Origin of the sequence: Streptomyces sp. NBC_01224 (assembly GCF_036002945.1) — a bacterium.
In the GTDB taxonomy this organism is placed as follows: Bacteria; Actinomycetota; Actinomycetes; order Streptomycetales; family Streptomycetaceae; genus Streptomyces.
In genome coordinates this window covers 853404-876335 of record NZ_CP108529.1, presented here as the reverse complement: position 1 = coordinate 876335, position 22932 = coordinate 853404, and the positions used below count along the sequence as shown (strand labels likewise).

At 69.9% G+C, this 22932-nt stretch carries 17 protein-coding genes and 1 pseudogene; 8 read left to right on the top strand and 10 right to left on the bottom strand.

Going from position 1 to position 22932, the window contains the following annotated elements; translation table 11 throughout:
- The first annotated feature begins 84 nt into the window (after positions 1–84).
- A complete protein-coding gene (locus tag OG609_RS03890) occupies positions 85–1191 on the top strand; it encodes a PP2C family protein-serine/threonine phosphatase (RefSeq protein WP_442817936.1) in 1107 nt (368 codons plus the stop codon).
- A gap of 47 nt (positions 1192–1238) precedes the next feature.
- Here OG609_RS03890 and OG609_RS03885 read toward each other — a convergent pair whose 3' ends face one another.
- Complete coding sequence (locus OG609_RS03885; RefSeq protein WP_327271458.1) at positions 1239–1739, bottom strand: nucleotide triphosphate diphosphatase NUDT15; 501 nt, start codon at positions 1737–1739, stop codon at positions 1239–1241.
- A gap of 142 nt (positions 1740–1881) precedes the next feature.
- Positions 1882–2874: a helix-turn-helix domain-containing protein gene (locus OG609_RS03880; RefSeq protein ID WP_327271457.1), complete on the bottom strand. Its 993-nt coding sequence runs from the start codon at positions 2872–2874 to the stop codon at positions 1882–1884.
- 231 nt (positions 2875–3105) lie between these two features.
- On the opposite strand from OG609_RS03880, the gene OG609_RS03875 reads away from it, so the two are divergent.
- On the top strand, positions 3106–5673 hold the full coding sequence (locus OG609_RS03875) for a S8 family serine peptidase (protein WP_327271456.1): 2568 nt from the start codon (positions 3106–3108) through the stop codon (positions 5671–5673).
- A gap of 83 nt (positions 5674–5756) precedes the next feature.
- On the opposite strand, the gene OG609_RS03870 is transcribed toward OG609_RS03875, so the two are convergent.
- From OG609_RS03870 to OG609_RS03855, 4 genes are all read right to left on the bottom strand, one after another.
- Entirely contained in the window at positions 5757–6656 is a 900-nt protein-coding gene (locus tag OG609_RS03870; protein WP_327271455.1) for a hypothetical protein, read from the bottom strand.
- Positions 6653–7666, bottom strand: coding sequence for an SPFH domain-containing protein (locus OG609_RS03865; protein ID WP_327271454.1), 1014 nt, complete (start codon positions 7664–7666; stop codon positions 6653–6655). The genes OG609_RS03870 and OG609_RS03865 overlap by 4 nt, the downstream gene beginning before the upstream one ends.
- Before the next feature lie 151 nt (positions 7667–7817).
- Complete coding sequence (locus OG609_RS03860; RefSeq protein WP_327271453.1) at positions 7818–8603, bottom strand: SDR family oxidoreductase; 786 nt, start codon at positions 8601–8603, stop codon at positions 7818–7820.
- 241 nt (positions 8604–8844) lie between these two features.
- On the bottom strand, positions 8845–9468 hold the full coding sequence (locus tag OG609_RS03855; protein WP_327271452.1) for a TetR/AcrR family transcriptional regulator: 624 nt from the start codon (positions 9466–9468) through the stop codon (positions 8845–8847).
- 165 nt (positions 9469–9633) lie between these two features.
- On the opposite strand from OG609_RS03855, the gene OG609_RS03850 reads away from it, so the two are divergent.
- Both OG609_RS03850 and OG609_RS03845 read left to right on the top strand, forming a co-directional pair.
- Positions 9634–10512 (top strand): phosphatase PAP2 family protein, encoded by an 879-nt coding sequence (locus OG609_RS03850; protein WP_390098012.1) that lies wholly within the window; start codon positions 9634–9636, stop codon positions 10510–10512.
- A complete protein-coding gene (locus OG609_RS03845; protein ID WP_327271450.1) occupies positions 10509–11474 on the top strand; it encodes a hypothetical protein in 966 nt (321 codons plus the stop codon). Before OG609_RS03850 ends, OG609_RS03845 begins: the two co-directional genes overlap by 4 nt.
- Positions 11475–11556: 82 nt before the next feature.
- On the opposite strand, the gene OG609_RS03840 is transcribed toward OG609_RS03845, so the two are convergent.
- Both OG609_RS03840 and OG609_RS03835 read right to left on the bottom strand, forming a co-directional pair.
- A complete protein-coding gene (locus tag OG609_RS03840) occupies positions 11557–12096 on the bottom strand; it encodes a PadR family transcriptional regulator (protein WP_327271449.1) in 540 nt (179 codons plus the stop codon).
- Between the two features lie 89 nt (positions 12097–12185).
- Complete coding sequence (locus OG609_RS03835; protein WP_327271448.1) at positions 12186–14201, bottom strand: NADPH-dependent 2,4-dienoyl-CoA reductase; 2016 nt, start codon at positions 14199–14201, stop codon at positions 12186–12188.
- A 237-nt stretch (positions 14202–14438) separates the two neighbouring features.
- On the opposite strand from OG609_RS03835, the gene OG609_RS03830 reads away from it, so the two are divergent.
- The gene (locus tag OG609_RS03830) at positions 14439–14966 is read left to right on the top strand and encodes a DoxX family protein (protein WP_327277929.1); all 528 of its coding nucleotides are present in this window, start codon (positions 14439–14441) and stop codon (positions 14964–14966) included.
- Between the two features lie 62 nt (positions 14967–15028).
- Here the strand turns inward: OG609_RS03830 and OG609_RS03825 are convergent, their stop codons facing one another.
- A complete protein-coding gene (locus tag OG609_RS03825) occupies positions 15029–16645 on the bottom strand; it encodes a chitobiase/beta-hexosaminidase C-terminal domain-containing protein (RefSeq protein WP_327271447.1) in 1617 nt (538 codons plus the stop codon).
- A gap of 326 nt (positions 16646–16971) precedes the next feature.
- Between OG609_RS03825 and OG609_RS03820 the strand changes: the two genes are divergently transcribed.
- Together OG609_RS03820 and OG609_RS03815 are read left to right on the top strand one after the other, a co-directional pair.
- Positions 16972–17385 carry a hypothetical protein gene (locus OG609_RS03820; protein WP_327271446.1) on the top strand — a complete coding sequence of 138 codons (414 nt, stop codon included), beginning with the start codon at positions 16972–16974 and terminating at the stop codon, positions 17383–17385.
- 309 nt (positions 17386–17694) lie between these two features.
- The gene (locus OG609_RS03815) at positions 17695–18213 is read left to right on the top strand and encodes a transglycosylase SLT domain-containing protein (RefSeq protein ID WP_327271315.1); all 519 of its coding nucleotides are present in this window, start codon (positions 17695–17697) and stop codon (positions 18211–18213) included.
- Positions 18214–18337: 124 nt separating this feature from the next.
- Here the strand turns inward: OG609_RS03815 and OG609_RS03810 are convergent.
- Positions 18338–18517, bottom strand: a pseudogene (locus OG609_RS03810) (SDR family NAD(P)-dependent oxidoreductase); the annotation flags it as partial.
- Positions 18518–18929: 412 nt separating this feature from the next.
- Here OG609_RS03810 and OG609_RS03805 point away from each other — a divergent pair.
- Positions 18930–22844 (top strand): metallophosphoesterase, encoded by a 3915-nt coding sequence (locus tag OG609_RS03805; protein ID WP_327271445.1) that lies wholly within the window; start codon positions 18930–18932, stop codon positions 22842–22844.
- The last annotated feature ends 88 nt before the right edge of the window (positions 22845–22932 follow it).

Genomic DNA, 22932 nt, shown 5'->3' with positions numbered 1-22932 from the left:
GAGACCTGGCTATGACGCATATATGGATATTTTGGGTGGTACGTTCAAATTCAAGGCCTGGAGGGGGAGCGACAGGGAGCACAGGTGAAGGAGATCGGGCGCAGGGCGGCATGGGCGGGTTGGCTGCTCGTCGTTCCGGCCCTGGTCTCGGGCGTACTGCTGAACATCCTCGCGCCCCAGCCGTACATGGGACTTCCGCTCCTGGCCGCGGCGCCGCTGATCGCCGGCGCGATGCTGTCGTTCCGGGCCGGCGTCCTCGTCGCGAGCCTCGCCTGCGCGGTCTCGTTGGGGCTGGATTACATCCAAGGACGTTCCGCTTCGGAGAGTTTCGTCGATCTCGCCGTGATCGGCCTCATCGGAATTCTGGCCCTCGCGGTCAACCTGCTGTTGCGGCGTCAGGGGCGGGATCTCGCGAGGGCGCGGGTCATCGCTGAGGCGGTGCAACTGGCGGTTCTGCCGGATCCGCCGCCGCGGGCCGGGCCGCTCGCCGTCGCCGCCGGATACACCCCCGCACAGGCCGAAGCCAGAATCGGCGGCGACCTCTTCGCGCAGCAGGAGACTCCGTACGGCGTGCGCATGATCATCGGGGATGTGAAGGGCAAGGGGCTTCAGGCGGTCGCATCCGTCTCGGTGGCGATCGGTGCGTTCCGTCAAGAGGCCGAGAACGCCCCCACGCTGGCCGAACTGGCGCAGCGCCTGGACGACGCGCTGAGCAGGGAGTCGGGCCGCTGCGGAAACGAGACATCGGGAGAGGACTTCACCACGGCCGTGCTGGCCGAAGTCACCGGCGACGGCGAGCTGCTCCGCCTGGTCAACCGTGGCCATCCGGGCCCGTACCTGATCCACGACGGCGCGATCGTACGGCTCGACGCAACCCGTCCGCAGCTGCCCCTGGGCATGGGGCTGGGGGCGGTACCGGCACCCGATGGCGAGGCGCTCACCGATGTCTTCCCGCTGCCGCCCGGCGCGCTGCTGCTCCTGATCACGGACGGCGTCACCGAGGCACGCAACCGGACGGGCGCCTTCTACGATCCGTGTGCGTCCGCCGTGCTCACGGGCGCCCGCTTCATGGATCCCGGCGACCTGGTCCACGCGGTGACCGCGGATGTCGCACGCTGGAGCGGCGACGGTCACCAGGACGACATGGCCATCCTCGCCGTCACCCGGCGCTGCCGCCCCCGGCTCGGCTGAAGCCGGCTCCGCCTACGAACCCCGGGCACAGGGCCGAGGGGCCAGGACTACGAGCCGTCTCCGGTGGCCGAGACGGTCAGCCGGTGCGCGGGAGGGTGCTCGATCGGGAGATCCGGGCGCCAGGCCGCGAGTACCTGTGCCGAGGGACCGAACAACGGACCCGGCAGAGCGTCGAGCCCGGTCCACTGCCAGGTGCTGATCAGATGGGGCTCGGTCACCTGCGGGCTGCCCGATTCCAGGGTCACCACGGCAGCCATCGATACACGGTTGATCCCCGCGACCACGTCATGGAGCATGGCGAAAACCGTCACACTGTCCACGCCGACCTCCAGGCCCGTCTCCTCGCGGAGCTCACGCACGGCCGCCGCCGCGATGGACTCATTGGTCGGGTCGACCTTGCCGCCGGGAAGCTCCCAGGTTCCGCTGTGGTGCCTGCCGAGCAGCACGCGCCCCTGGGTGTCCTGCACGATGACGCCCACGCCGAGCGCCGCCTGCGCCAGCGGCGGACGGGCGTTGCGGGAGAGGGTGTCCGTGGGGGTGGTGTCCATGGTGCTCCTAGCGGGTGGGTGCGGGGTGCCGCAGGCGCGAGGCCTCGGCGTTCCGGTGTACCCGGAAGCCTACGTACCACCGCACGCGGACCCGTCGAAGTGGCCCGCCGCCCGGCGGAGGCCCGGTGTTCGCCTCGGCCGGTCAGCTGCCATGGCGCGTGAGCCAGCCGTACTCGCTCGCATACCAGCCCAGATGGAGCCGGCTCGTTGCCCCGCTCAGATCCATCAGCCGCTTGATCCGCCGCTGGACGGTCCGCGCCCCGAGATCGAGTTCCTTGGCCACACTCACATCGGTGAGCCCGGCCAGCAGCAGCGACAGGATCTGCAGGTCGACGGCGTCGGGGCCCGGCTCCTGTGCCATCACGGCCTTGTCGCCGCTGCTGAGGCTCAGCGGCAGCGCATGACGCCACACCGACTCGAACAGCGCGGCCAGCGAGACCAGCAGACCGCTGGAGCGCACCACCAGTGCGGCCGGTTCCGCGGGCCGGGCATCCAGGGGAAGCATGCCGAGCGAGCCGTCGGCGATGACGAGTTTCGTCGGGACCTCGTCCGCCACCCGGACCTCCATACCCCGCCCCAGGGAATCGGCCAACTCGGCCGGCTGAAGATGCTGACCGGACAACATCTCGCGTCCGATCACGACCCGGTAGTTCACCCCGCGCGACATGGCCAGCGTCTCGGCCGAGTTCTCCTCGGCGGCGACAGCGAGCGGCTCGGGAAGGATCAGGAAGCAGACCTCGCGCTCCGCTCCCAGCTGGAGTTGGGAGAAACGCTGGGACACGGCGCTCGCACCGGTCACGACCTCCAACAGGTCGTGCACCGCGGGGGTGTCCGCCTCGGGGCGGTACTCCGCGGCGAGCTTCGCCGCAGCCAGCTCCGCGCACTCCAGCTCATGGCGGTGCTGCGCGAGCAACGGGCCGAGCGCCACTGCCGGGGGCGCGCACACCCAATGGCCGGGCCGGCTGCCGCACCGCGAGACGAGCCCCTGCTGTTCGAGTCCCTGCAGGGCCAGGAGCACGTCCCGCACGGGCAGTGCGAAGCGGGACGCCAGGGTGTCCGCGCCGGCAGCCCCGTGCGCGACCAGCTCCTGATATGCCGTCTCCTGTACGGCATCGAGGCCTATCGCGCTCAGCACTGTGCCCCTTCCTGCGGACTACGCACACCCGTCGGAACCGTGCAGGGCATCGGGCCCGTGGGACACCGAGAAGATACATGTGCGTATCCGATACAACAATGGGTGTAATCCCACGTCAGGTGGGTGTCCGGTGGCAACCGGGGCCATGGGCCGGGCGAGTTCCCGCCAGGCGAGTTCTCGACACCCGGGAGCCACTGGACGCCGGTCACCACCGCTGGTGGGGTAACGGCCATGCGAAGATCTCTCATTGCCGCACTGGCGCTCCTGCCCCTCGCCGCCACCATGGCGCCCGCAGCCGCCACCGATGCGGGTACCGGGGACCGCACCGTCACCCGGATCGTCACGGTTTCCGGCGACACCGCCGCCGACCGCGCAGCCGTGCTCGACGAAGCGGAACGCGCCGGGATCGATCTCACCGTCACCCGACGGTTCGACAAGGTTCTGAGCGGATTCACGGTGCGCGTCTTCGAATCCGACGCGGCACGTCTGGCCGCGCTTCCCGATGTGGCCGAGGTCGCGGCGCCGGTCACCTACGAGGCACCCCCGTCGCCGACGCCCGTCTCGGCGGAAACGGTACGCCGGGCCGTCGCGGACGCGACTTCGGGCGATCGGCCCGGGACCAGGGAGAGTTCGCCGTCCGGACGCGAGATCGTCACCGTGACCGGGCTGACCGGAGTCGCCGAGGCGCACCGCGCCGGGCACACCGGCAAGGGGGTCACGGTCGGCATCATCGACAGTGGCATCGCCTACGACCATCCGGCGCTCGGCGGCGGGGGATTCCCCAACGCCAAGGTGACCGGCGGCTGGGACTTCGCCGACGAGGACGCCGACCCGTACGACTCCTCGACCGGACCGGCCACCGGCCACGGCACCCATGTGGCGGGCATCGTCGCGGGCGACGGACCACAGACCGTCGGCGTCGCACCCGATGCGACACTGCGTGCCTACCGAGTCTTCGGCGAGAAGAACCAGCCCACCGACGAGATCGTCATCGCTGCTCTGGAGAAGGCCGTCGAGGACGGTGTGGACATCGTCAACCTCAGCCTCGGCAACCCGAACGGCGCCCGCTCCAGCAACGCACTGGCCCGGGCCGTCGACCGGGTGTCAGATTCCGGAGTGACCGCCACCGTCGCGATCGGCAACGGCTACGCGGGGCCGTTCCGCGCCGCGAGCCCGGCCGTCGCCGACGAAGCCATCGCCGTGGGCAGCACCCACAGCGAACGCTACGGCTACCTCGCCTTCCGCTTCGCCGACGGTACGGACACCCCGATCCCGTACCTGAACATCACACGCGCCCCGTCCACACCGGCGGACGGAAGCCTGCCGGTGGTGAAGGGGACCGCCACCTGCGACGCGCTGCCCGAAGGCAGCCTGACCGGCAAGGCCGTCCTGTTCACCGGCACGCTCGGCCTGCCGTGCAAGCCGATGGATGCCATCCGCAGGTTCGAGGCGGCCGGCGCCGCGGCCACCGTGTACTACACCACGAGCGGCGACCAGCTCCCCGGTGCCATCTTCTGCTGCGAGCAGTCCGACATCCCCGGTGTCGTCATCAGCGAGACCGCCGCCAAGAGGATTCTGGCCGCCCCGTCCGGCACCGCACTGACCTGGGGCGCCTACGCGGGTATCTCCTACGGCCCGGACCAGGCCGGGCTGATGGACGCCTCGTCGTCCTGGGGACCGGGCAACGAGCAGGAGTTCAAGCCCGATCTTGCCGCGCCCGGCGGCTCGATCCTCTCCACCCTCCCGCGCCATCTCGGCTGGTACGGAGTCGAGTCCGGCACCTCGATGGCCGCCCCGCACGTGGCCGGCATCGTCGCGCTGATGCTCGCCGAACACCCCGGCCTCAAGCCCGGCGAGGTGCGCGGCATCCTTCAGAACACCGCCGACCCGGTGGCCTTCACCGGCGATCACACCCGAGGCGCACAGCCGGTCGCCCAGCAGGGAGCCGGCCGGGTGAACGCGCTCGGCGCACTCGCCGCGGCCGACCGCACCGCCGCCACCGCCACCCCGTCCGAACTGCCGCTCGGTGACACCGAGGGCCGCGAGAGCGTCCGCCGGATCACCGTGCACAATCCGGCCGGTCACCCCGTCACGTACACCGCCGGCCACACCGCGGCGATCTCCGCGCAGCCCCCGTACACGTCCGAATGGGTCGCCGCGGATGCCGGCGCCCGCGCCGACTTCAGCGCTCACGGCCGGATCACCGTGCCCGCCCACGGCAGCAGGAGCTTCACTGTCCGGCTGCGTGAACCGCACGGCGTGCCGCAGGACACCCTGTACGGCGGCTGGATCGAGCTGACCCCCGCGGGCGCGGACACCCCGGAGGTACGGGTGCCGTACCAGGGCGTGGCGGGAGACCTGGACGCTGTATCCGCGGTCAATCCGACGTTCACCCGCATCAACACGACGCTCGACAACCCGGCGCTGCGCCCCGGCTACTTCAGTTTCGGCAAGTCGCTGCCCGTGACGGTCGATCTCAGCAACGAGTCGACCGCCGACGACAGCGCCTGGCTGATGTTGTCGCACGATTTCCCGCTGTTGGAACGGATGCGGGTCCAGGCGGTCGACGCCCATGGCAAGGTCGTCGCTACGCCGTACGACGTCTCATGGCTGACCCGTAACTCCGGCGCCGGCACGGGAGTGGATTTCTACGGCTGGGACGCGAAGCTGGCCGACGGCTCGCCCGCCCCGGCGGGGACGTACACCCTGCGCTTCGTCTTCGACAAGGCGGGCGGGGACAAGGACCATGCGGCGCCGAGGGAGATCTGGAACTCTCCTGCGGTGACGGTCGTGCGCTGACCGTGCCGGTGCCCGCTCGTCCTCGACGCAGGAGAGCGGGCACCCGCGCGCGGCTGCCCCGGCCGGGTGCGTGGTCCGGGCCGTCAGACGGTCAGTCGCAGCGATGTCGCCGAGATGCCCAGCCGTATCGTCTGACCCCATGTCAGTTCCAGCGCGTCCGTCTCCATCCCGTCACCGAAGACCACCACCCGGTCGGACTCCACGGTGAGCCGCAGCCCCTGTCCGCGCCCCAGTTCGCCCGCGACCAGTGAGGTGCCGGTCGCCGGTGAGGGCCAGGCCTCGCGGACGAACCAGAGCAGCCGCGGGTCGGTGGGTGCGGGGAGTCGCAGGGCGCTGTGGCGTTCCTGCCACAGTGAGCGGAGCCAGCCCGTGGCACCGGTGCCCGTGCCGACCAGGACGCCGGAGGAGGCCTGCGGTTCGGTGGGGGCATCGGGCACGTCGGGGCCGAGCCGGTAGCGGGCGGTCTGGTGGCCGGGCGGGCCGAGGTAGATCTCGTTGAGGGCCAGGAGGCGCTGGGTGTCGTCGGCGACCGCCTCGACCATGGTGAGTTCGTCCGCCGCGCCGCCGGGGGATGCGGCCGCCCGGAGCAGGGCGGCCGCATCGGAGGGCCGGTGGCGTACGAGCACGCCCGGATTGCGTCCGGGGTCGGTGTCGATGCCCACGACGGGCTGGCCGGACAGGTACTTGGCGGCGTTGGCGACGAGTCCGTCCTGTCCGACTACGACCACCACGTCCTCGGGCGCGAACAGGAAACGGTCGAGATCGGCGCGCTCCACCCGTGACTGACGCCACTGGAGCGGTACGGCTGCCGCCACATCGGCGAGCGCCTGCCGGGTCTGCCGGTGCCGCAGGGCCACCTCGTCGATGGACCGGCCACGGCTGGAGAGGAAGAACGCGGCCTGGCCGTGCGTGCCGTGCCGGGCCAGCAACTCGTCGTACTCGCTGGTGCGGTGGACCAGCACAGCGCGCGGGGCGAGGCTCATGCCCGGGGCTCCGGGTCGCTCCTGCCGAGCTTGCTGAGCAGGCCGGTGAGGACGTCGGGGGAGAGGGTGAGGCTGTCGATGCGCGGCAGGTTCTCGGCGAGCCTGGTCGCTGCCAGGGCGTGCAGGGTCGCGGCGTCCACCTCGCCGTGCACCCGCAGCCAGGCCGCCTGGGACTCCGCGCGTGCGGCCCCGACCTCGCGGGCGGCTTCGGCCTCGGCCCGGGCCAGCCGCACCTTGCGTGCCGCTTCGGCCTCGGCGCGTACCCCGTCGGCCGCGGCGTTCTCCTCGGCCTCGCGGCGGGCGTTGGTGCCGCGCTGCTCGACCAACTGCTCCTCGCGGCGGGCCAGTTCGATCTGGCTGGCGAGTTCGTTCTCGGCGATGGCCCGTTCCCGTTCCACAGCTACGGCACGGCGCTCGTAGGTGGCCCGGTCGGCCTCCTGCTGGATCTGCTCGCGGGCGGGGGTGCGCAGCGCGCGCTCCACCTCGGCCTCGGGACGGATGGCGACCACCCGCACCGCGACCACGTCGATACCGGTGGCGGGCAGCCGGGGCTCGGCGGCAAGCCCTGCTGCGACGCGGTCGCGTACCGACGCGACTCCGTCGACCAGGGCCTCGGCCAGCGCCGTTCTGGCCAGCACGTCCAGGGTGTGCTGCTGGGCGGTCTCCGTGAGGAGTGTGGCGATCTGTTCCAGCGGCGCTCCGCGCCAGACCCCGGTGTCGGGATCGACGGAGAAGTCCAGGCGGGCGGCGGCCTCGGCCGGGTCGCTGATCCGGTACGTCACGGTGGCCTGCACGGTGACGTCCTGGAAGTCGGACGTGCGGGCGTGGAAGGCCATGGCCAACTCCCGGTCATTGACCGGAACTTCCGAGAGCGCGGCGGTCAGTGACCGGTACCAGAAACTCAGCCCCGGCCCGTCGTGGGCGATCCGGCCGCGCTTGTGGTGGCGGATGTGGGCAGTGGGTGCGCAGCGCAGATGGCGCCAGCCGAAGCGCCTGGTGATGTCAGCCATGTCGAAATCCCCCTCATTCTCGTCATGAAGACGATAAGACGGTCGGTCGATATCGTCAAGGGGACGAGAATGATCGTCCGTGTGTACGTCCGCCTTCGAAGCGCCGATGCTCGCCGTCGGCGGTCCGTCGCTCGCCGGGATTCCCGGGGTTTCAGCCGCCCTGTCCGCTCTTCGAGGCGAGGAACCTGGCCGGCACCTCACCCCCGCCGTGCACCGCCAGATCGGCCCCACTGACGTACTCGGCCAGATCGCCCGCCAGATACAGGCAGGCGCGCGCCACATCGTCCGGTGCGGCCATCCGTCGCATCGCAATCACCCCGGAGACGGCGGCGCCGCCGTCCTCCCCGTACACCGGTGCCGCGCTCTCGGTGCGGATCAGTCCGGTCGTGATGTGGTTGACGCGCACCTTCGGCGCCCACTCGAGAGCCAGCGCCCGGGTCAGCCCCAGCAGCCCGGCCTTCGCCGCCGTATAGGCGGCCGTGCCCGGCTGCGGGGTGTGCGCGGAGACGCTGCCGATGTTGATGACCGAGCCGCCCTCGCTCTGGCCCTGCATGAGCCGGTTGGCGGCCTGCGCCACATAGAAAGGGGCCAGCAGATTGAGTGCGACGACCTTCTCGACGAATCGCGGCGAAACCGTGGCCGCGTCGGCGTCCGGGGAGCCGCCCGCGTTGTTGACGAGCACATCCAGCCGTCCGAACCGTTCCACCGCCGTGTCGACCAGTGCGGCGGCGGCCGCAGGGTCGCGGACATCGGTTGCGCGGAAGTGCGCATGCCGGGTGCCGCTTCCCGGCAGTTCGGGAGGTTCGCTGCGGCCACAGACCAGTACATCCGCACCGGCAAAGAGAAAGGCCCTGGCGATCGCGGCGCCGATGCCCTTCGTGCCGCCGGTGACGAGCACTGCCCGTCCTGTGAAGTCGATGGGGTTGCCGATGTCCATGGTCCGCCTCCGCTGTGGCCGAAGTGCACGCTGATCGGTTCGGTAAAGCTACCAATCGTTTGTTTGGTGGAATAGTCGCCGCTTCGGCCGAGTGGGGTGAGCTGCTGGGGGTGAAGCGCGGGCGGCCGGTGACTCCCTGAGGAGTCACCGGCCGCCCGGATGGTGCGCCGCCCCCGTCCCCACGGTGCGGCGCGAGCGGGCCGTCGTCATCCGCTCGGACAGCGGCCCACGTCTCTCAGGACTAGAGGGCGGACGCCTCCAGTCCAAGTGCGGGAAGGACGGCGTTCTCCACGAAGCGGGTGAGATACGCCTCATCCGCGAACTTCCCCTCCAGCAGCGGCCGGGCACGCATCACGCCCAGCAGCTGCGCGGAGACGAACTCCGCCGCGGGAGTGTCCGCCGGAATCTCGCCGCGCTCCGCGCCGCGTCGGACCATCGCTTCGATCGCCGCGATCTCCGGCAGGATCAGTGCCTCACGCAGCGCACACAGCAACTCGGGGCTCTGTAGCGCGGCATGGCTGAGCGCGTGCATCAGCGGGGTGTCGCGGCCCGAGCCCGCACCGATGGCCCGGGCGGCCTCGCGCAGATCCCCTGCCAGGGTGCCGGTGTCGATGTGCGGAAGCAGCACCCGCCGGGTGCCGTGCAGCGCCGCCACGACCAGTTCGGGCTTGGAGCCCCACTGCCGGTAGAGCGTGGACTTGCCGCAGCGCGTCCGCGAGGCGACCCCTTCCATGGTGAGGGCCTCGTAGCCGGACTCTCTCAGCATGTCGAGCACGGCCGCGTAGAACTCCTGCGCCCGCTCCGGCGTGATCTTCGAGCGGCGTGGCGTGTGTGCCGGTTCCTGCGCGGCTTCCTGCGGCGACATGCGTTTTCCCTCTCAGCGATTCTGCGACGAGGTCCATCGATACGCCAGTGTACCGAAACGCACGTGTACCGATACGTTCGCGTATCGGTACACTGGCGTATCGATGCGGCGTGGACTGGACCATGCCGTCGCAACACTGCTTCGTCAGCAAAGGGGCACCGGGTGATGTACGCCGGTAGCGAGCCCGCAGATCAGGAGCCGGACAGTTCTGCCCGACCGCCCCTCGTCCGCGAGCTTCTTCTCGTCGTGGGGCTCTTCGTGATCTACAAACTCGGCCGGCAGGCCGCGAACGGTCACGTCGAGGAGGCGTATCGCAACGCCGGAAACGTCTGGGACTTCGAACGGTCCGTGCACCTGCCCGGCGAGGGCACTGTGCAGAGTCTGCTGCTGCACAACGAGACGCTGATCCACCTCGCGAACACCTACTACGCGACCGTGCACTTCCCGGCCACGCTGCTCTTCCTCGTGTGGCTCTACTGGCGCCGCCCGCGCCACTACGTCTGGTCGCGCCGCATCCTCGCCGCGCTCACCGGCGCCGCACTCGCACTTCATCTGCTGTTCCCGCTCGCCCCGCCGCGGCTGCTGGCCGCCGCCGGACTCGTCGACACCGGCCAGGTGTACGGACCGACGGTGTACGGAGCGACGCCGGCGACCGACTCGATGGCGAACCAGTTCGCCGCAATGCCCTCCCTGCACTTCGGCTGGGCGGTGATGGTCGCCGTCGGGCTGATCGTCGCCACCCGCACCCGGTGGCGCTGGCTGTGGCTGCTGCATCCGCTCATCACGCTGCTGGTGATAGTCGGCACGGCCAATCACTACTGGCTCGACTCGATCGTGGTCTCCGCGCTCCTCGCGGTGGCGTTCGCGGCGTTGCCGCTGAGGCGCACGGTGCCGGTACGGGCACACATCCCGTGGCCCTCCACGGGATACGAGCCCGCGCTGACGGCCGTGCCCCGGCCCGCCGAACCCGCCGTGTCGACCGTCTGCGCCGAGCCGCAGACCCACTCCGCCCGCTCGTACGCCTCGTCCGGGACCCGGCGGTGAACGCCACCCTGATCGCTGTCGCGCTGTCACTGGTCTCCGCTGCCGCGTACGCCTCGGCCGCGGTGGCACAGGCCCGGCTCGCCGGGCGCACCGAGCCGGACGCCGGGGTCCTGAGGCTGCTCGGACGCGGCGCCTGGTGGTCGGCGGTCGGACTCAATGCCGGTGGCGCGTTGCTGCATGTCGCGGCGCTCAAGTACGGCCCGCTCACCCTTGTCCAGCCGCTCGGCGCCCTCACCCTGGTCGCCGCAGTCCCGCTGGGCGCCAGGGCCGCCGGACGCCGGGTCACCAGGATCGAATGGCGCGGCACGATTCTCACTCTGCTCGGCCTCGGCGCCCTGCTGATGACCGCGGGCGGCACCGCCCCGCACGAAACGCTCAGCCTCCCCGAAGCCCTGGCCGTCGGCGCCGGGACCATGGCTGTCGTTGCCGGACTCAGCCGCCCGGGAGCACGCCCCGGCCTGCGGCACGCGGCGGCGTCCGGCATCACCTCCGGGGTCGCCTCCGCGCTCACCCAGACCCTGACCGTCTCCGTCACCGACCGCACCGGCCCGCTGTTCAGCTGGGGCCTGGTCATCGTCGCGCTTCTCGTCTCCGCGTTCGCGATGAGCGGGCTGCTGCTCTCCCAGACCGCCTACCGGGGTGGCCTGGGCGCGCCGCTGGCCGTCGTCACACTCGCCAATCCGGTGGCCGCGGCCGCCATAGGACTGGCCCTGCTCGGCGAACGCCTCCAGGGGGGCACGATCAGCCTGATCCCGGCAGTGCTCGGCACGGCAGCGGCGGTACGGGGCGTGATTCTGCTGAGCCGCGCACAGGCGGAGACGTCGTCCGTCGCCGACCGGGCCACGGCCGAGTCGAAGCCCGGGGCCGGATCACCGTCTCGCGTCATGATCGGGAGCCGAGGGCCGATGGATCAGCCGACGCTACGACCGGAGCTGGGCCGGACGCCGGTGGGTGGACCGTAACGAGTGGAAGCGACGCCCGCCGGGGGCATGGTGCGAAGACGTGACGTCTGCCCACCGAACTGTCACGCACGGAAACACCCCCCTACGGACTCGGCTGCTCGTCCTGGGCCAGTGCCCGGGTCAGCCAGCCGATCCAGAAGTTCTCCAGATCGATGCCGCCACGCAGAACCAGATGCCGCAGCCGGTCCTCGGCGGAGTTCCGCTCGGGCGGGAAGTCCCGCTCCTCGATCTCCAAATACTCCGCCAGTTGCCGACGGTGCAGCCCCAGATGACGGCGCAGCTCCGCATCCAGGCCGGGCGCCCCGACGACCGCCGCCGCCCGCATCCGCAGCAGCAGCGGATCCCGGATCTGCTTGGGGTCCTCGGACCGGGCCACCCATGCGGACAGCGCCTCGCGGCCCGCGGGCAGCACCTCGTACTCCTTCTTCTGCCCACGGGCGGGCTGCTTTGACGGCAGCGCCCGGATCTGCCCGGCCTGCTCCAGCTTCCCCAGCTCGCGGTAGATCTGCTGGTGCGTGGCGGACCAGAAATAGCCGATCGACCGGTCGAACCTGCGGGTCAGCTCCAGCCCCGACGACGGCTTTTCGAGCAGGGCGGTGAGGATCGCATGCGGGAGTGACATGGGGTGCATCCTAAGGACGGCCGGGTGGTGGCCCGATGACGGAGGGGCCGGGCCGGCCGGGAACCCCCGGGCCGGGGTCCCCGGATCCGTCACAGCGCAGCGGCGAGCTCCGTGCCCTGGCGGATCGCGCGCTTGGCGTCCAGTTCGGCGGCCACATCGGCGCCGCCGATCAGATGCGCCGGACGGCCCGCGGCGAGCAGCTCCTCGTACAGCTCGCGGCGCGGCTCCTGGCCCGCGCAGAGCACCACCGTGTCGACCGGCAGGAGGTGCTGTTCGCCGTCGACCGTGAGGTGCAGTCCGTCGTCATCGATCCGGTCGTAGCCGGCGCCCGCGATCATCGTGACGCCGCGGTGCCGCAGCTCGGTGCGGTGAATCCACCCTGTGGTCTTGCCCAGCCCAGCACCGACCTTGCTGGTCTTGCGCTGGACCAGATGGACTGTGCGTGGCGCCTTCCCGCGCTCCGGGGCACGAAGACCGCCCCGGCCGCGGTAGTCGGTGTCGACGCCCCACTGCCGGAAGAACACCTCGGGGTCGAGGCTTGCCGCATCGCCCGAGTCGGTCAGGAACTCGGCGACATCGAAGCCGATCCCGCCCGCCCCGATGATCGCGACCCGGTCGCCGACCTGCGCCCCGTCACGCAGGACGTCGAGGTAGCCGACCACGCTGGGGTGGTCCAGGCCCGGTATCGCGGGGGAGCGGGGCGCGACACCGGTGGCCAGGACGACCTCGTCGAAGCCTTCGAGCACATCGGCCGTGGCCCGTGTACCGAGCCGCAGCCCGACCTTCTCCTCCGCGAGCCGGGTACGGAAGTAGCGCAGTGTCTCGTTGAACTCCTCCTTGCCGGGAACCCTGCGTGCCACGTTCAGCTGGCCGCCGATCTCCTCGGCCGCGTCGAAGAGCGTCACCTCGTGCCCGCGCTCGGACGCTGCGACGGCGCACGCGAGACCGGCGGGTCCGGCGCCGACGACCGCCACCCGCTTGACGGTGCGGGTCGGTGACAGGGTGAGCTCGGTCTCGTGGCAGGCGCGAGGATTGACCAGGCAGGAGGTGACCCGGCCGCTGAAGATGTGGTCCAGACAGGCCTGGTTGCAGCCGATGCAGGTGTTGATCGCGTCGGCCCGGCCCTCGGACGCCTTGAGGACGAAGTCGGGGTCGGCGAGGAACGGCCGGGCCATCGACACCATGTCCGCCCGCCCCGAGGCGAGGATCTCCTCGGCGACCTCGGGTGTGTTGATGCGGTTGCTCGTCACCAGCGGTACGGAGACGGCGCCGCGCACCTTTTCGGTGACCCAGGTGTAGGCACCGCGTGGCACCGAGGTGGCGATGGTGGGGATACGGGCCTCGTGCCAGCCGATTCCCGTATTGATGATCGTCGCGCCGGCGGTCTCGATCTCGCGGGCGAGCTGCACGACCTCCTCCAGCGACGAACCGCCGGGCACCAGATCCAGCATCGAGAGCCGGTAGATCAGGATGAAATCGCTGCCGACGCGCTCACGGACCCGGCGCACGATCTCGACGGGGAACCGGATGCGGTTCTCGTACGAGCCGCCCCAACGGTCGGTGCGGTGATTGGTGGCGGCGGCGATGAACTCATTGATCAGATAGCCCTCGGAGCCCATGATCTCGACACCGTCGTACCCGGCACGCCGCGCGAGCTCGGCGGCCCTGGCGAAGTCCTCGATGGTCTCCTCGACCTCTTCGTCGTCAAGGGCGTGCGGAGTGAATGCGCTGATCGGCGCCTGGATCGAGCTCGGCGCAACCAGGTCGGGATGGTGTGCGTACCGGCCGAAATGCAGGATCTGCATGGCGATCCGGCCGCCCGCCTCGTGCACGGCGGCGGTGACCCGCGCGTGCTGCTCGGCCTCCGCCTCGGTGGTCATCTTGGCGCCGCCGGGGAAGGAGCAGGCGCGGGAGTTCGGAGCGATGCCGCCGGTGACCATCAGACCGACGCCGCCCCGGGCGCGTTCCGCGTAGAAGGCGGCCATCCGCTCGAAGCCGCGCTCGACCTCCTCCAGACCGATGTGCATCGACCCCATCAGCACCCGGTTGGGGAGGGTGGTGAACCCGAGGTCGAGCGGGCTCAGCAGATTCGGGTACGGGCTCATGAGGCGGCTCCTCGCGCAGTGTCGTTGAGCCAGTTGTAGACCACCGAAACCCCATTATGCAACAAGTTGCATAATGGGGTTCGTCGCAGAGTCGCGAGTGCGGTCGTCCCCCGGACGGCCTAACACCAGGACACGTCGGCGCCCCGGGCCACGGAGAGTGGAAGCGTGGCATCTGTCCGCCACGGCGCGGGTGGCGCGTCGAAGCCCACCGACCCCCGAACCCTTGCGGAGACCCTCATGGCCTGCCTCGACCGGCGTGACCTCGGCCTGCTCGTCCTGCGCGTCGGTACCGGCGCGGTACTGGCCGCGCACGGTACCCAGAAGCTGGCCGGCTGGTTCGGCGGCGGAGGCATCGAGGGAACCACCGCCGCGATGGAGGCCATGGGCTTCCACCCGCCCAAGCACAGCGCGGTCGCCGCCGGGCTCGGCGAGGCGGGCGGCGGCGCACTTCTGGCCCTCGGCCTCGCCACCCCGGCGGCCGGTGCGGCCGCGGCCGGGGCGATGGCGGGCGCCGTGGCCGTCCACGCACCCGCCGGATTCTTCGCACAGGGCGGCGGCTACGAGTACCCGGCCTTCCTCGGCTTCACCGCCGCGGCGATCGGCCTGACCGGCCCCGGCCGGTACTCCCTCGACCATGCCACCCGGCATGCCTTCAACCAGCCATGGATGGTCGCCCTTGCCTTCGCGGGCAGCGCCGTCGCGGCGGCAGCCGTCGTCGGCAGGCGGGCCAAGGGCCGGGCCGCGGTCGACCCCGACGCGACCTGACCACCAGGCAGGACAGGGACCGGACGGCACCCCAGGGAGGGAGCCGCCCGGTCCCGGCAGCGTTACTTGCCGAACGTAAGCGACGCGGCCGGGGAGGCGTTCCCGTACGCGTCGACGGCGACGACCCGTGCCACGTACCGGCCGCCCTCGACCGCGCCCGTCACCGGGATGTCGAGGGTGTTCGGCCGGGGCATGAAGTAGAAGTCCGAGAGGACCTTGGACGAGACGACCGAGGCGCCCGTCGAAGCGTCGGTGATGTCGACGTTGTAGTGGTGCACCATCTGGTCGTCCTCGGCCTGGGCGATCCGCAGAGCCGTGCCGCCCCTCGCGTCGTGCACCTGGGAAAGCGGCTTACGTGTGGTGAACTTCGGTGCCACGGTGTTGCGTTCGGCGTCCGTGTAGCGGAAGTTGTCCTTGATCTGCTGGTTGGTCGAACCCTTCAGGCGCACGGTCCAGGTGGGACCGCTCAGGGTGCCCGCACTGGCGTACGGCGGCTGCCAGCTCGCCGACCACTGGCCACCGGTGTAGATGTCGTGCTTGTCCGCGGCCATGTTCACCCGCGCGATCTCCGTGCGGTCCTTGTAGACCTCGACGAAGAGCGCCTGCGCGGTCGGCGACTCGAAGCGGTCGGCGAGGCCGTCCTCGGTGACCATCTGGTAGCCGTGATCGATCTCGACGTAACTCATCGAACCGTCGTTGACCGAAGTGAAGTCGCGCTGGTGGATCGAGCGGTCGTCGTTGATGTTCAGGTGCGAGTGGCCGGAGAAGAGGATGGCCTGCGGGAAGGCGCTCAGATCCTCCGCCAGTCGCGGGTTGGAAGCCTGCTGGCCGTCCATGGTGGTTCCGGTGGTGGGCCGGTGTCCCTGGACCAGGACCGGCTTGCCCGCGTAGGCCGGATCGGCGGTGATCGCGGTGAGCCGCTCCTTCAGCCAAGTGCGCTGGGCCGTGCTGGAGTTGTACGTCTCGGTGTTGACCGTGAGGATGTGCAGGCCCTTCACCTCGGACTCGTAGTAGCCGCCGCCCGAGTCGGGGAACCATGCCTTCGGGTATCCGGCCCGTATCGCGGCGAGGCTCGCGTCGTGGTTGCCGTTGGAGATCAGCAACTGGGTGTCGGTCATGCCCTTGCGGGCGAGGTTGGCCTGGAAGACCTCGGAGACGATTCTGTGGTCGGGGCCCTTGCCGTCCCCGTTGTCGTTGATCATGTCGCCGTTGGACAGGATCGCGTCCGGCTCGGGAAAGATCGACCCGATGGTGTCGAAGAAGCTCTCGTACTTCTTGTCGGCGCTCTCATGGCTGCCGACGTGCACATCGGACATGACGACCAGACGGGCGAGCGGCTTCTCCCGGGACTTGATCAGATAGCCGTACGACACCGGGACGCTGCTCTGCCTGCCGCGGAAGGCGACCGCCGTGACATTGGTGTCCTTCTTGATCCGCAGCGGACGGCCGGGGGAGTAGACGCGACTGTCACGGGTCGGGGTCGTACCGTCCAGCGTGTAGCGGACGGTGGTCCCGCGCTCGGCCCGGAACTTCAGCTCGACCGAGTGTTCGTACCGCCCGCCCGGGACGCTCACGCCGGGTGCGGACGGGGCGTGGGCGGCGGGGGTCCGGGCTTGCGCGACGGCCGGGGAGACGAGCGCGACGGACGTCGCGGCGATCACGAGAGGGGTGAGTCTCACGGGGGTCCCTGTTCTCTGGCCCGGGGATTCTGGTCCGGGAGTCGTGGTCGGTTGTGTAACGGGTACATAACCAGTCTGAACCAAAGACGTTAGGTGTCGTGCGTCAGGTCGTGGTGCGACCTGGCCGACTTCCCGGTGAAGCGATCATGAATGTCTGGTCGGGGTCGCTCAGGCGTCATTTCGCCCCGCGGCGGTCGGCTCCTTCAATGTCTGTTCCGGGCGGCCGGGTTCGGTGCCCGAGGCGGCGCGGGCGCGGTCCGCTCTTCCGCCCCGCAGGATTGCCGCCTACGCTCTCCGCGACATTCGCACACCACTTGGGAGTACGTGTGACGGGTTGGAGCGGCCGCACCGCCGTCGAGATCGCGGATGCCGTACGGCGCGGTGATGTGACGCCTCGCCAGGTCGTTGTCGAGCACCTGGCACGTATCCGGCGGCTCGACGAACGCCTCGGTGCCTTCAGGACCGTACTGGACGAAGAGGCGCCGGCCGCCGCAGATGCTCTCGCCGACCGGAAAAATCTGCTCGCCAACACCAGGTTCAGCCCCTACGTAGAACGTGGGATGCGTCAGGCCGAACTCGATGTGCGGGTCCCAGTCGCGCCGCAGGTCCTCGACCGGATCACCGGTGGCTGCCAGGGCCTGCTTGTCCGAGAGGTGGTGCGGTCCGGGTCCCAGTCGATCGGACGCCTCGGTGTCCTGCCCGCCCCCGTCGAGACCGCCGATGTGGCGCCGTGGATGTGATGCCACCCATAGGAGCTGTGTCACATCCTAAGGCGGGTAGTAGGGCGGCGGGTCGCCCGAACAGTACACAAGCACCACAGAATATGTCATTTTGGACATTTCTCCGATGTTGGGTAGTACGTCACATCATTGCGCCCCGCCCCGCACGTCGCTAACCATGGCTGTCGTTGCGGGAAGCCGCGACAGGGCCGGGCGGATTCCTTCGGATCCGTTCGTTCCGGCCCGCAGCGCGGGGCACCGCCCCGCAAGCCACCGCAACCATGACCGGTAGGCAGCACCGTGACGTCCCCATTGGAGAGTTCCTTCCGTATGACCACGAACACGCAGACCCGTACCAGCCGCATCGCCCGCTTCCGCACCATGTCCGTCGCCGGCATCGCCACCCTCGGTGCCGCGGCCGCCGCCCTCACGCTGACGTCGACATCCGCGCAGGCAGCCGAGAAGGCACCGGCGAGCGCCTCCGTGGTCAGGGCTTCCGTGGACGGCGCCCAGGGCGGCAGGGGCTACGCCAACAACCTCGACGGCTGGATCAAGGAATCGCTGGCCATCATGAAGGCCAAGGGCATCCCCGGCACCTACGAGGGCCTGCACCGCAACATCATGCGTGAGTCGAGCGGCAACCCCAACGCCCAGAACAACTGGGACGTCAACGCGCGCAACGGCATACCCTCCAAGGGCCTGCTCCAGGTCATCCAGCCGACCTTCAACGCCTACCACGTCGCCGGCACCGCCCACGACCTCACCAACCCCGTCGCCAACATCACCGCGGCCGCCAACTACGCCGCCCACCGCTACGGGTCGATCGACAACGTCAACTCCGCCTACTGAGCCACAGACTCAGCCCCCGCACCGCAAGCCAGGACCGGCACAGGCAGCAGCACCGCTGCCCGCGCCGGTCCTTCGGCGACTGGTGCGGCAGACCGCCCGGCGGGGTTCGATGCTGCAACCCCGCCATCTCCACCGGTGTGACCACCGCCGAATCGCTTGCGATGTTCAGGATTCGCCCCCAGGAGCGGTCCTTCATGGCCGGAAGGCAGGTGCGGATCATCCTGACGGCGGACAGGACATTCACGTCGAAGTACTGGCGCCACACCTCATCGCTGATCTCCAGGGCAGGGGTCGCCCCGAAGATGGACCGGGAAAGACGCTGAAGGGTGACGGCAGGTCTCCCGCGCGGGACATCTCCGCGGACTCCCCCACATCGATTGCGCACGCGGTGAGCCGCCCGGGACGGGGCTGGAGATCCAGCGGGCCGAAGTCGTCCCGGCTGCGGACGACCTCTGGGCCGGCCGCGTGAGGTATGCCCTGGGACCGATGCCCGGCAGCTGTTCCGGCCGTGGCCGTGGACGGGGATCCTTCCGCTGATGGTTCACAGGTGATTCAACTCCGTTCACCTGCGCTGCCCAGGATTCGCCATGGGCATGTCGTACATCTTCACGGCGTGCCCTTCACCTTGCAGCGATCAGGAAGGACGGCTGCTGATGCGGCCAGCAGAGCGGCGAACACGGCCGGGTGGCAGATCGGGCGGACGACGACTCGCGGGGGTGGCTCTCACCGCGCTGCTCCTCGTGAGCGGCGACCTGGCGACGGCGTACGCCGATACCGGTTCGGAGCAGCGCACACCAGGGCAGAGCGGGTCGGCGGGCGGCACGAGTCTGCCGGTCCTCACCCCGGGCGACGGGGCGTATCTGGAGGGCACGGAGAAGGCCGCGGCCATGCCGACGCTGGCCGGTGACTCCGTGACGGGGCTCGCGGTCGACGGGAAGGCGATCGACGCCGAGCGGACGGTCGGGGTGTCCCGGCTCAGCTTCGACGTCGGGTCGAACTCGACGGAGGCCCGCTACCACAACCATGTGCTGGTCAACGGCGAGTACCGGGCCGACATCGGCGACCTCGTCAACGAGCGGGGCACGATCGAGATCCCGAACCAGCACCTGGTCAAGGGCGAGAACAAGATCGAGATCCTGGCCGGCAAGGTCGACAGCTCGTGCGGCACCAATTACGACGACTTCGTGCTGTCCGACATCAGCCTGGACCTGCTCGGCGAGGTCGCGGACGGCGAGGAGAACGAGTACACGTACTCCTTCGGCGACGGCAGCTGCGGTTCCAACACCTCGCTGGTGACGAAGGCCACGCTCAGCTTCTTCGTACTGGGCGACCCGCAGGGCACCACCGGCCTCCAAGCCGACCTGGACACGACGAAGTTCGCCAACGGCGAGCACGCCCTCACCGCCAGGACCGTCTCGGGCAAGACGGTCAAGAACACCGTGACGGTGAACAACGCCCCGGCGGGCGCCCCCCGGCTGCTGCCCAAGGACGGCACGCTGGTGAAGGGCCGGCAACCGGTGTTCGCGAACTTCCCGGCGGGCGCCGAGGGCGACGTCGAGTCGCTGACCGTGGACGGTGACACGCCCGTCACCGATCCGCACCTCGGCAACGGCGCGGCGACCTTCTCCTTCGACGTCGGGTCGAACTCGATCGACGACCGGAACGACAACTACCTGCTCGTCAACGGCAAACGCATCGACCTGGGCGGCACCTGGGTGAGTCAGCGGGTCGACATAGCGATCCCGGCGCGCCACCTGGTGCCCGGTGACAACACCATCACGGTCGTCACCGGCTCGTACAAGGAGAGCTGCGGCAACAACCGCGACGACTTCGACATCGCGCGGCTCGCCCTCGCCCTCGACGGCGCGACCGTCACGGGCCAGGACATCGCGGACTCGTACGCCATGGGCGACGGCACCTGCGGCAACAGCGACACCCGCCTGCGCGAGGTGGAACTCCACTACACGATCGACGCCCCGGCCGTCCGAGTCTCCGACACCCTCGGATCCGGCAACGCGACCCTCGGCTTCACCGTGGGCAGCAACTCGATCGAGGCCCGATACCAGAACCACATCCTGGTGAACGGTCAGAAGCACGTGCTCGACAGCGACTTCGTCAGCCAGCACGTCGGCCTGACCTTCCCGAACGAGTGGCTGGTCCCCGGCTGGAACACGGTCGACTTCGTCGCCGGTACGTTTCCGACCTCGTGCGGGGACAACCGCGACGACTTCGCCGTCTCCGACATCACCCTCACCCCGGCGAACGGCATCGCCACCGGCCGGATGCTCAAGGGCTCGTACAGCTTCGGCGACGGCAACTGCGGCGACAACGTCAATCCGCTGACCGAGGTCGACCTGGAGTTCTTCGTCGAGGGTCCGGCCCAGGGCCTCCGCGCCGACCTCGACACCACGAAGATCGACGACGGAAAGCACACCCTGGCCGCGGCATCGAGGACCGGCAGGACCGCGACCCGCGTCCTGGTCACCGACAACTCGGCGCCCCAGGTGTCTGCCAGCACCCCCGCCGCCGGTCGGCGGATCACCGCGTCGGTCGTCCTCGACGTCCGGCTGGGGGACCTCTCCGGCGTGGTGGACGGCCCGGATGTGAAGCTCGACGGCAAACCGATCCAGCTCGGCGCCCCCGTGGGCCCCGGTCTGTCCGCCGGCGAGCACACGCTGTCGGTGTCCGGCACCGACAGTGTCGGCAACAGAGGCACCCGCGAGGTGAAGTTCACCTCCGCCGGTATCCCGGACACCCCCGCCGACCTCACTCCGAAGTCCGGCACGACCGACGTGGGCAGCAAGGTCGAACTGTCGGCGAAGGTGGCCGAGCCCGACGGCGGCACGGTGAGCGCCACCTTCTCCGAGGCCGAGATCCTCACCCCCAACCAGGTGTACGTGGGAACGGCCACGTCCGTTCCCACGACGCTCAAGGTCAAGGGCGAGAAGAAGGTGAAGGCCGACGGCCTCGCACCCGCCGACGGCAGGACGCTCGACGCCCCGGCCGCCGAGGACGTCACGTACCAGCGGTTCGACGTCCAGGTGAAGGGTCATGTCGACGCGCCGGTGCTGCGCTGGGAGGGCGTCATCGACCCCGAGCGGTTCGCCGCGCTGCGCGTGTGGAACACCGGGACGAAGCAGTGGGATGTCCTGACCAGCGCCCGCGGAGCCGCCGACGGCAACACCGTCCTGACCGCCGTCGTCGACCGGAAATACGTCGACCGGCAGCAGATCCACACCATGGTGACCGGCGAGGACCCGTTCGCCGACGACATCGACGCCGGTGACCCGAACGGGTTCGCCGACCCCGACTCGTACGACTTCTCGATCGTCCACTACACCGACACGCAGTACCTCTCCGAGGGTGCGGTGGAGCAGGAGACGCCCCAGGAGCGCGCGGTCTGGGAGAAGGCGTACGGAGACGTCTCGCGCTGGATCGCGGACAACAAGGACAAGCGCAAGATCGCGTACGTCGCCCACACCGGCGACATCATCGAGAACAACATCCGCAAGCCCGCCGACGAAGCCACCCGGCGCCAGGTCACCGGCGAGCTGGAGGTGTCCTCGAAGCAGCAGAAGATCCTGGACGACGCGGGTGTGCCGAACGGTGTGATCGCGGGCAACCACGACAACCAGTCCGGCACCGAGAACGGTCCGGACGCCATCTACAACCAGTACTACGGGCCCGAGCGCTACCAGGCGCTTTCGAAGGGCTGGGAGCACGCCGAGTACGGAGGCCCCTGGCGCCAGGGCGACAACCAGAACCACTACGACCTGTTCTCCGCCGGCGGCCTCGACTTCGTCGTGGTCGGCCTGTCCTACGGGGTGACGCGCGAAGAAGCCGAATGGGCCGACTCCGTCTTCAAACGCTACCCCGACCGCAACGGCATCCTGCTCTCGCACGACTACCTCGCCCCGAGCAGCAACCCCGACGGACGCGGCGCCCAGTTCTCCGCGCCGGACGGCTCGATGCTGTACAAGACGGTGGTCCAGGACAACCCCAACGTGTTCCTGATCCTCGCCGGTCATGAGCACGGCGTCGGCACCAACGTGAAGCCGAGGGTCGGCGAGGTCGGTCACGACGTCGTCGAGCTGCTCGCGGACTACCAGTTCTACACGGTGTCCGCGGACCGGCTCGGGCTCACCGAGATCGGCGGCTACCGGCCCGACGACCAGCTGCAGTTCGGCGCGAGCTTCTTCCGCATGCTCCAGTTCGACGTCGACCGGTCCGAGCTGACCGTGGACACCTACTCGCCGCTGCTCGACGAGTTCGGCGCCACCGAGTACGACACCAACCACCGTTACGACGGCACCGAGGACAACATGGTCCTCCCGATCGACCTCAGTACCCGCAAGACGACCTTCAAGACCGACTCACTGGCGCTCTACAACCCCGTGAGCGTCATCGGGAAGACCAAGGCCGGCTCCGGTGAGGTCGCCTCGGTGACCTGGAAGGGACTCAAGCCCGGTACGACCCACGCCTGGTTCGTCACGGCACGCTCCACCGGCGGCGGCGTGACCGCCTCCGCGCCGAGCGCCTTCGTGACCAGGGACGCCCATGGCCGGCCCGGCACCTGGGGACCGGACGTGCCCGCCTACCCGTGGTTCACGTCGTCCGCCGACCGGCGGTGACCGGTTGACCCGCCGGTAGCACACGTCCGGCACCCACGCCCGCCGTCCCGGATCCGAGCGGTCCGGGACGGCGGGCCCACCACTGCCC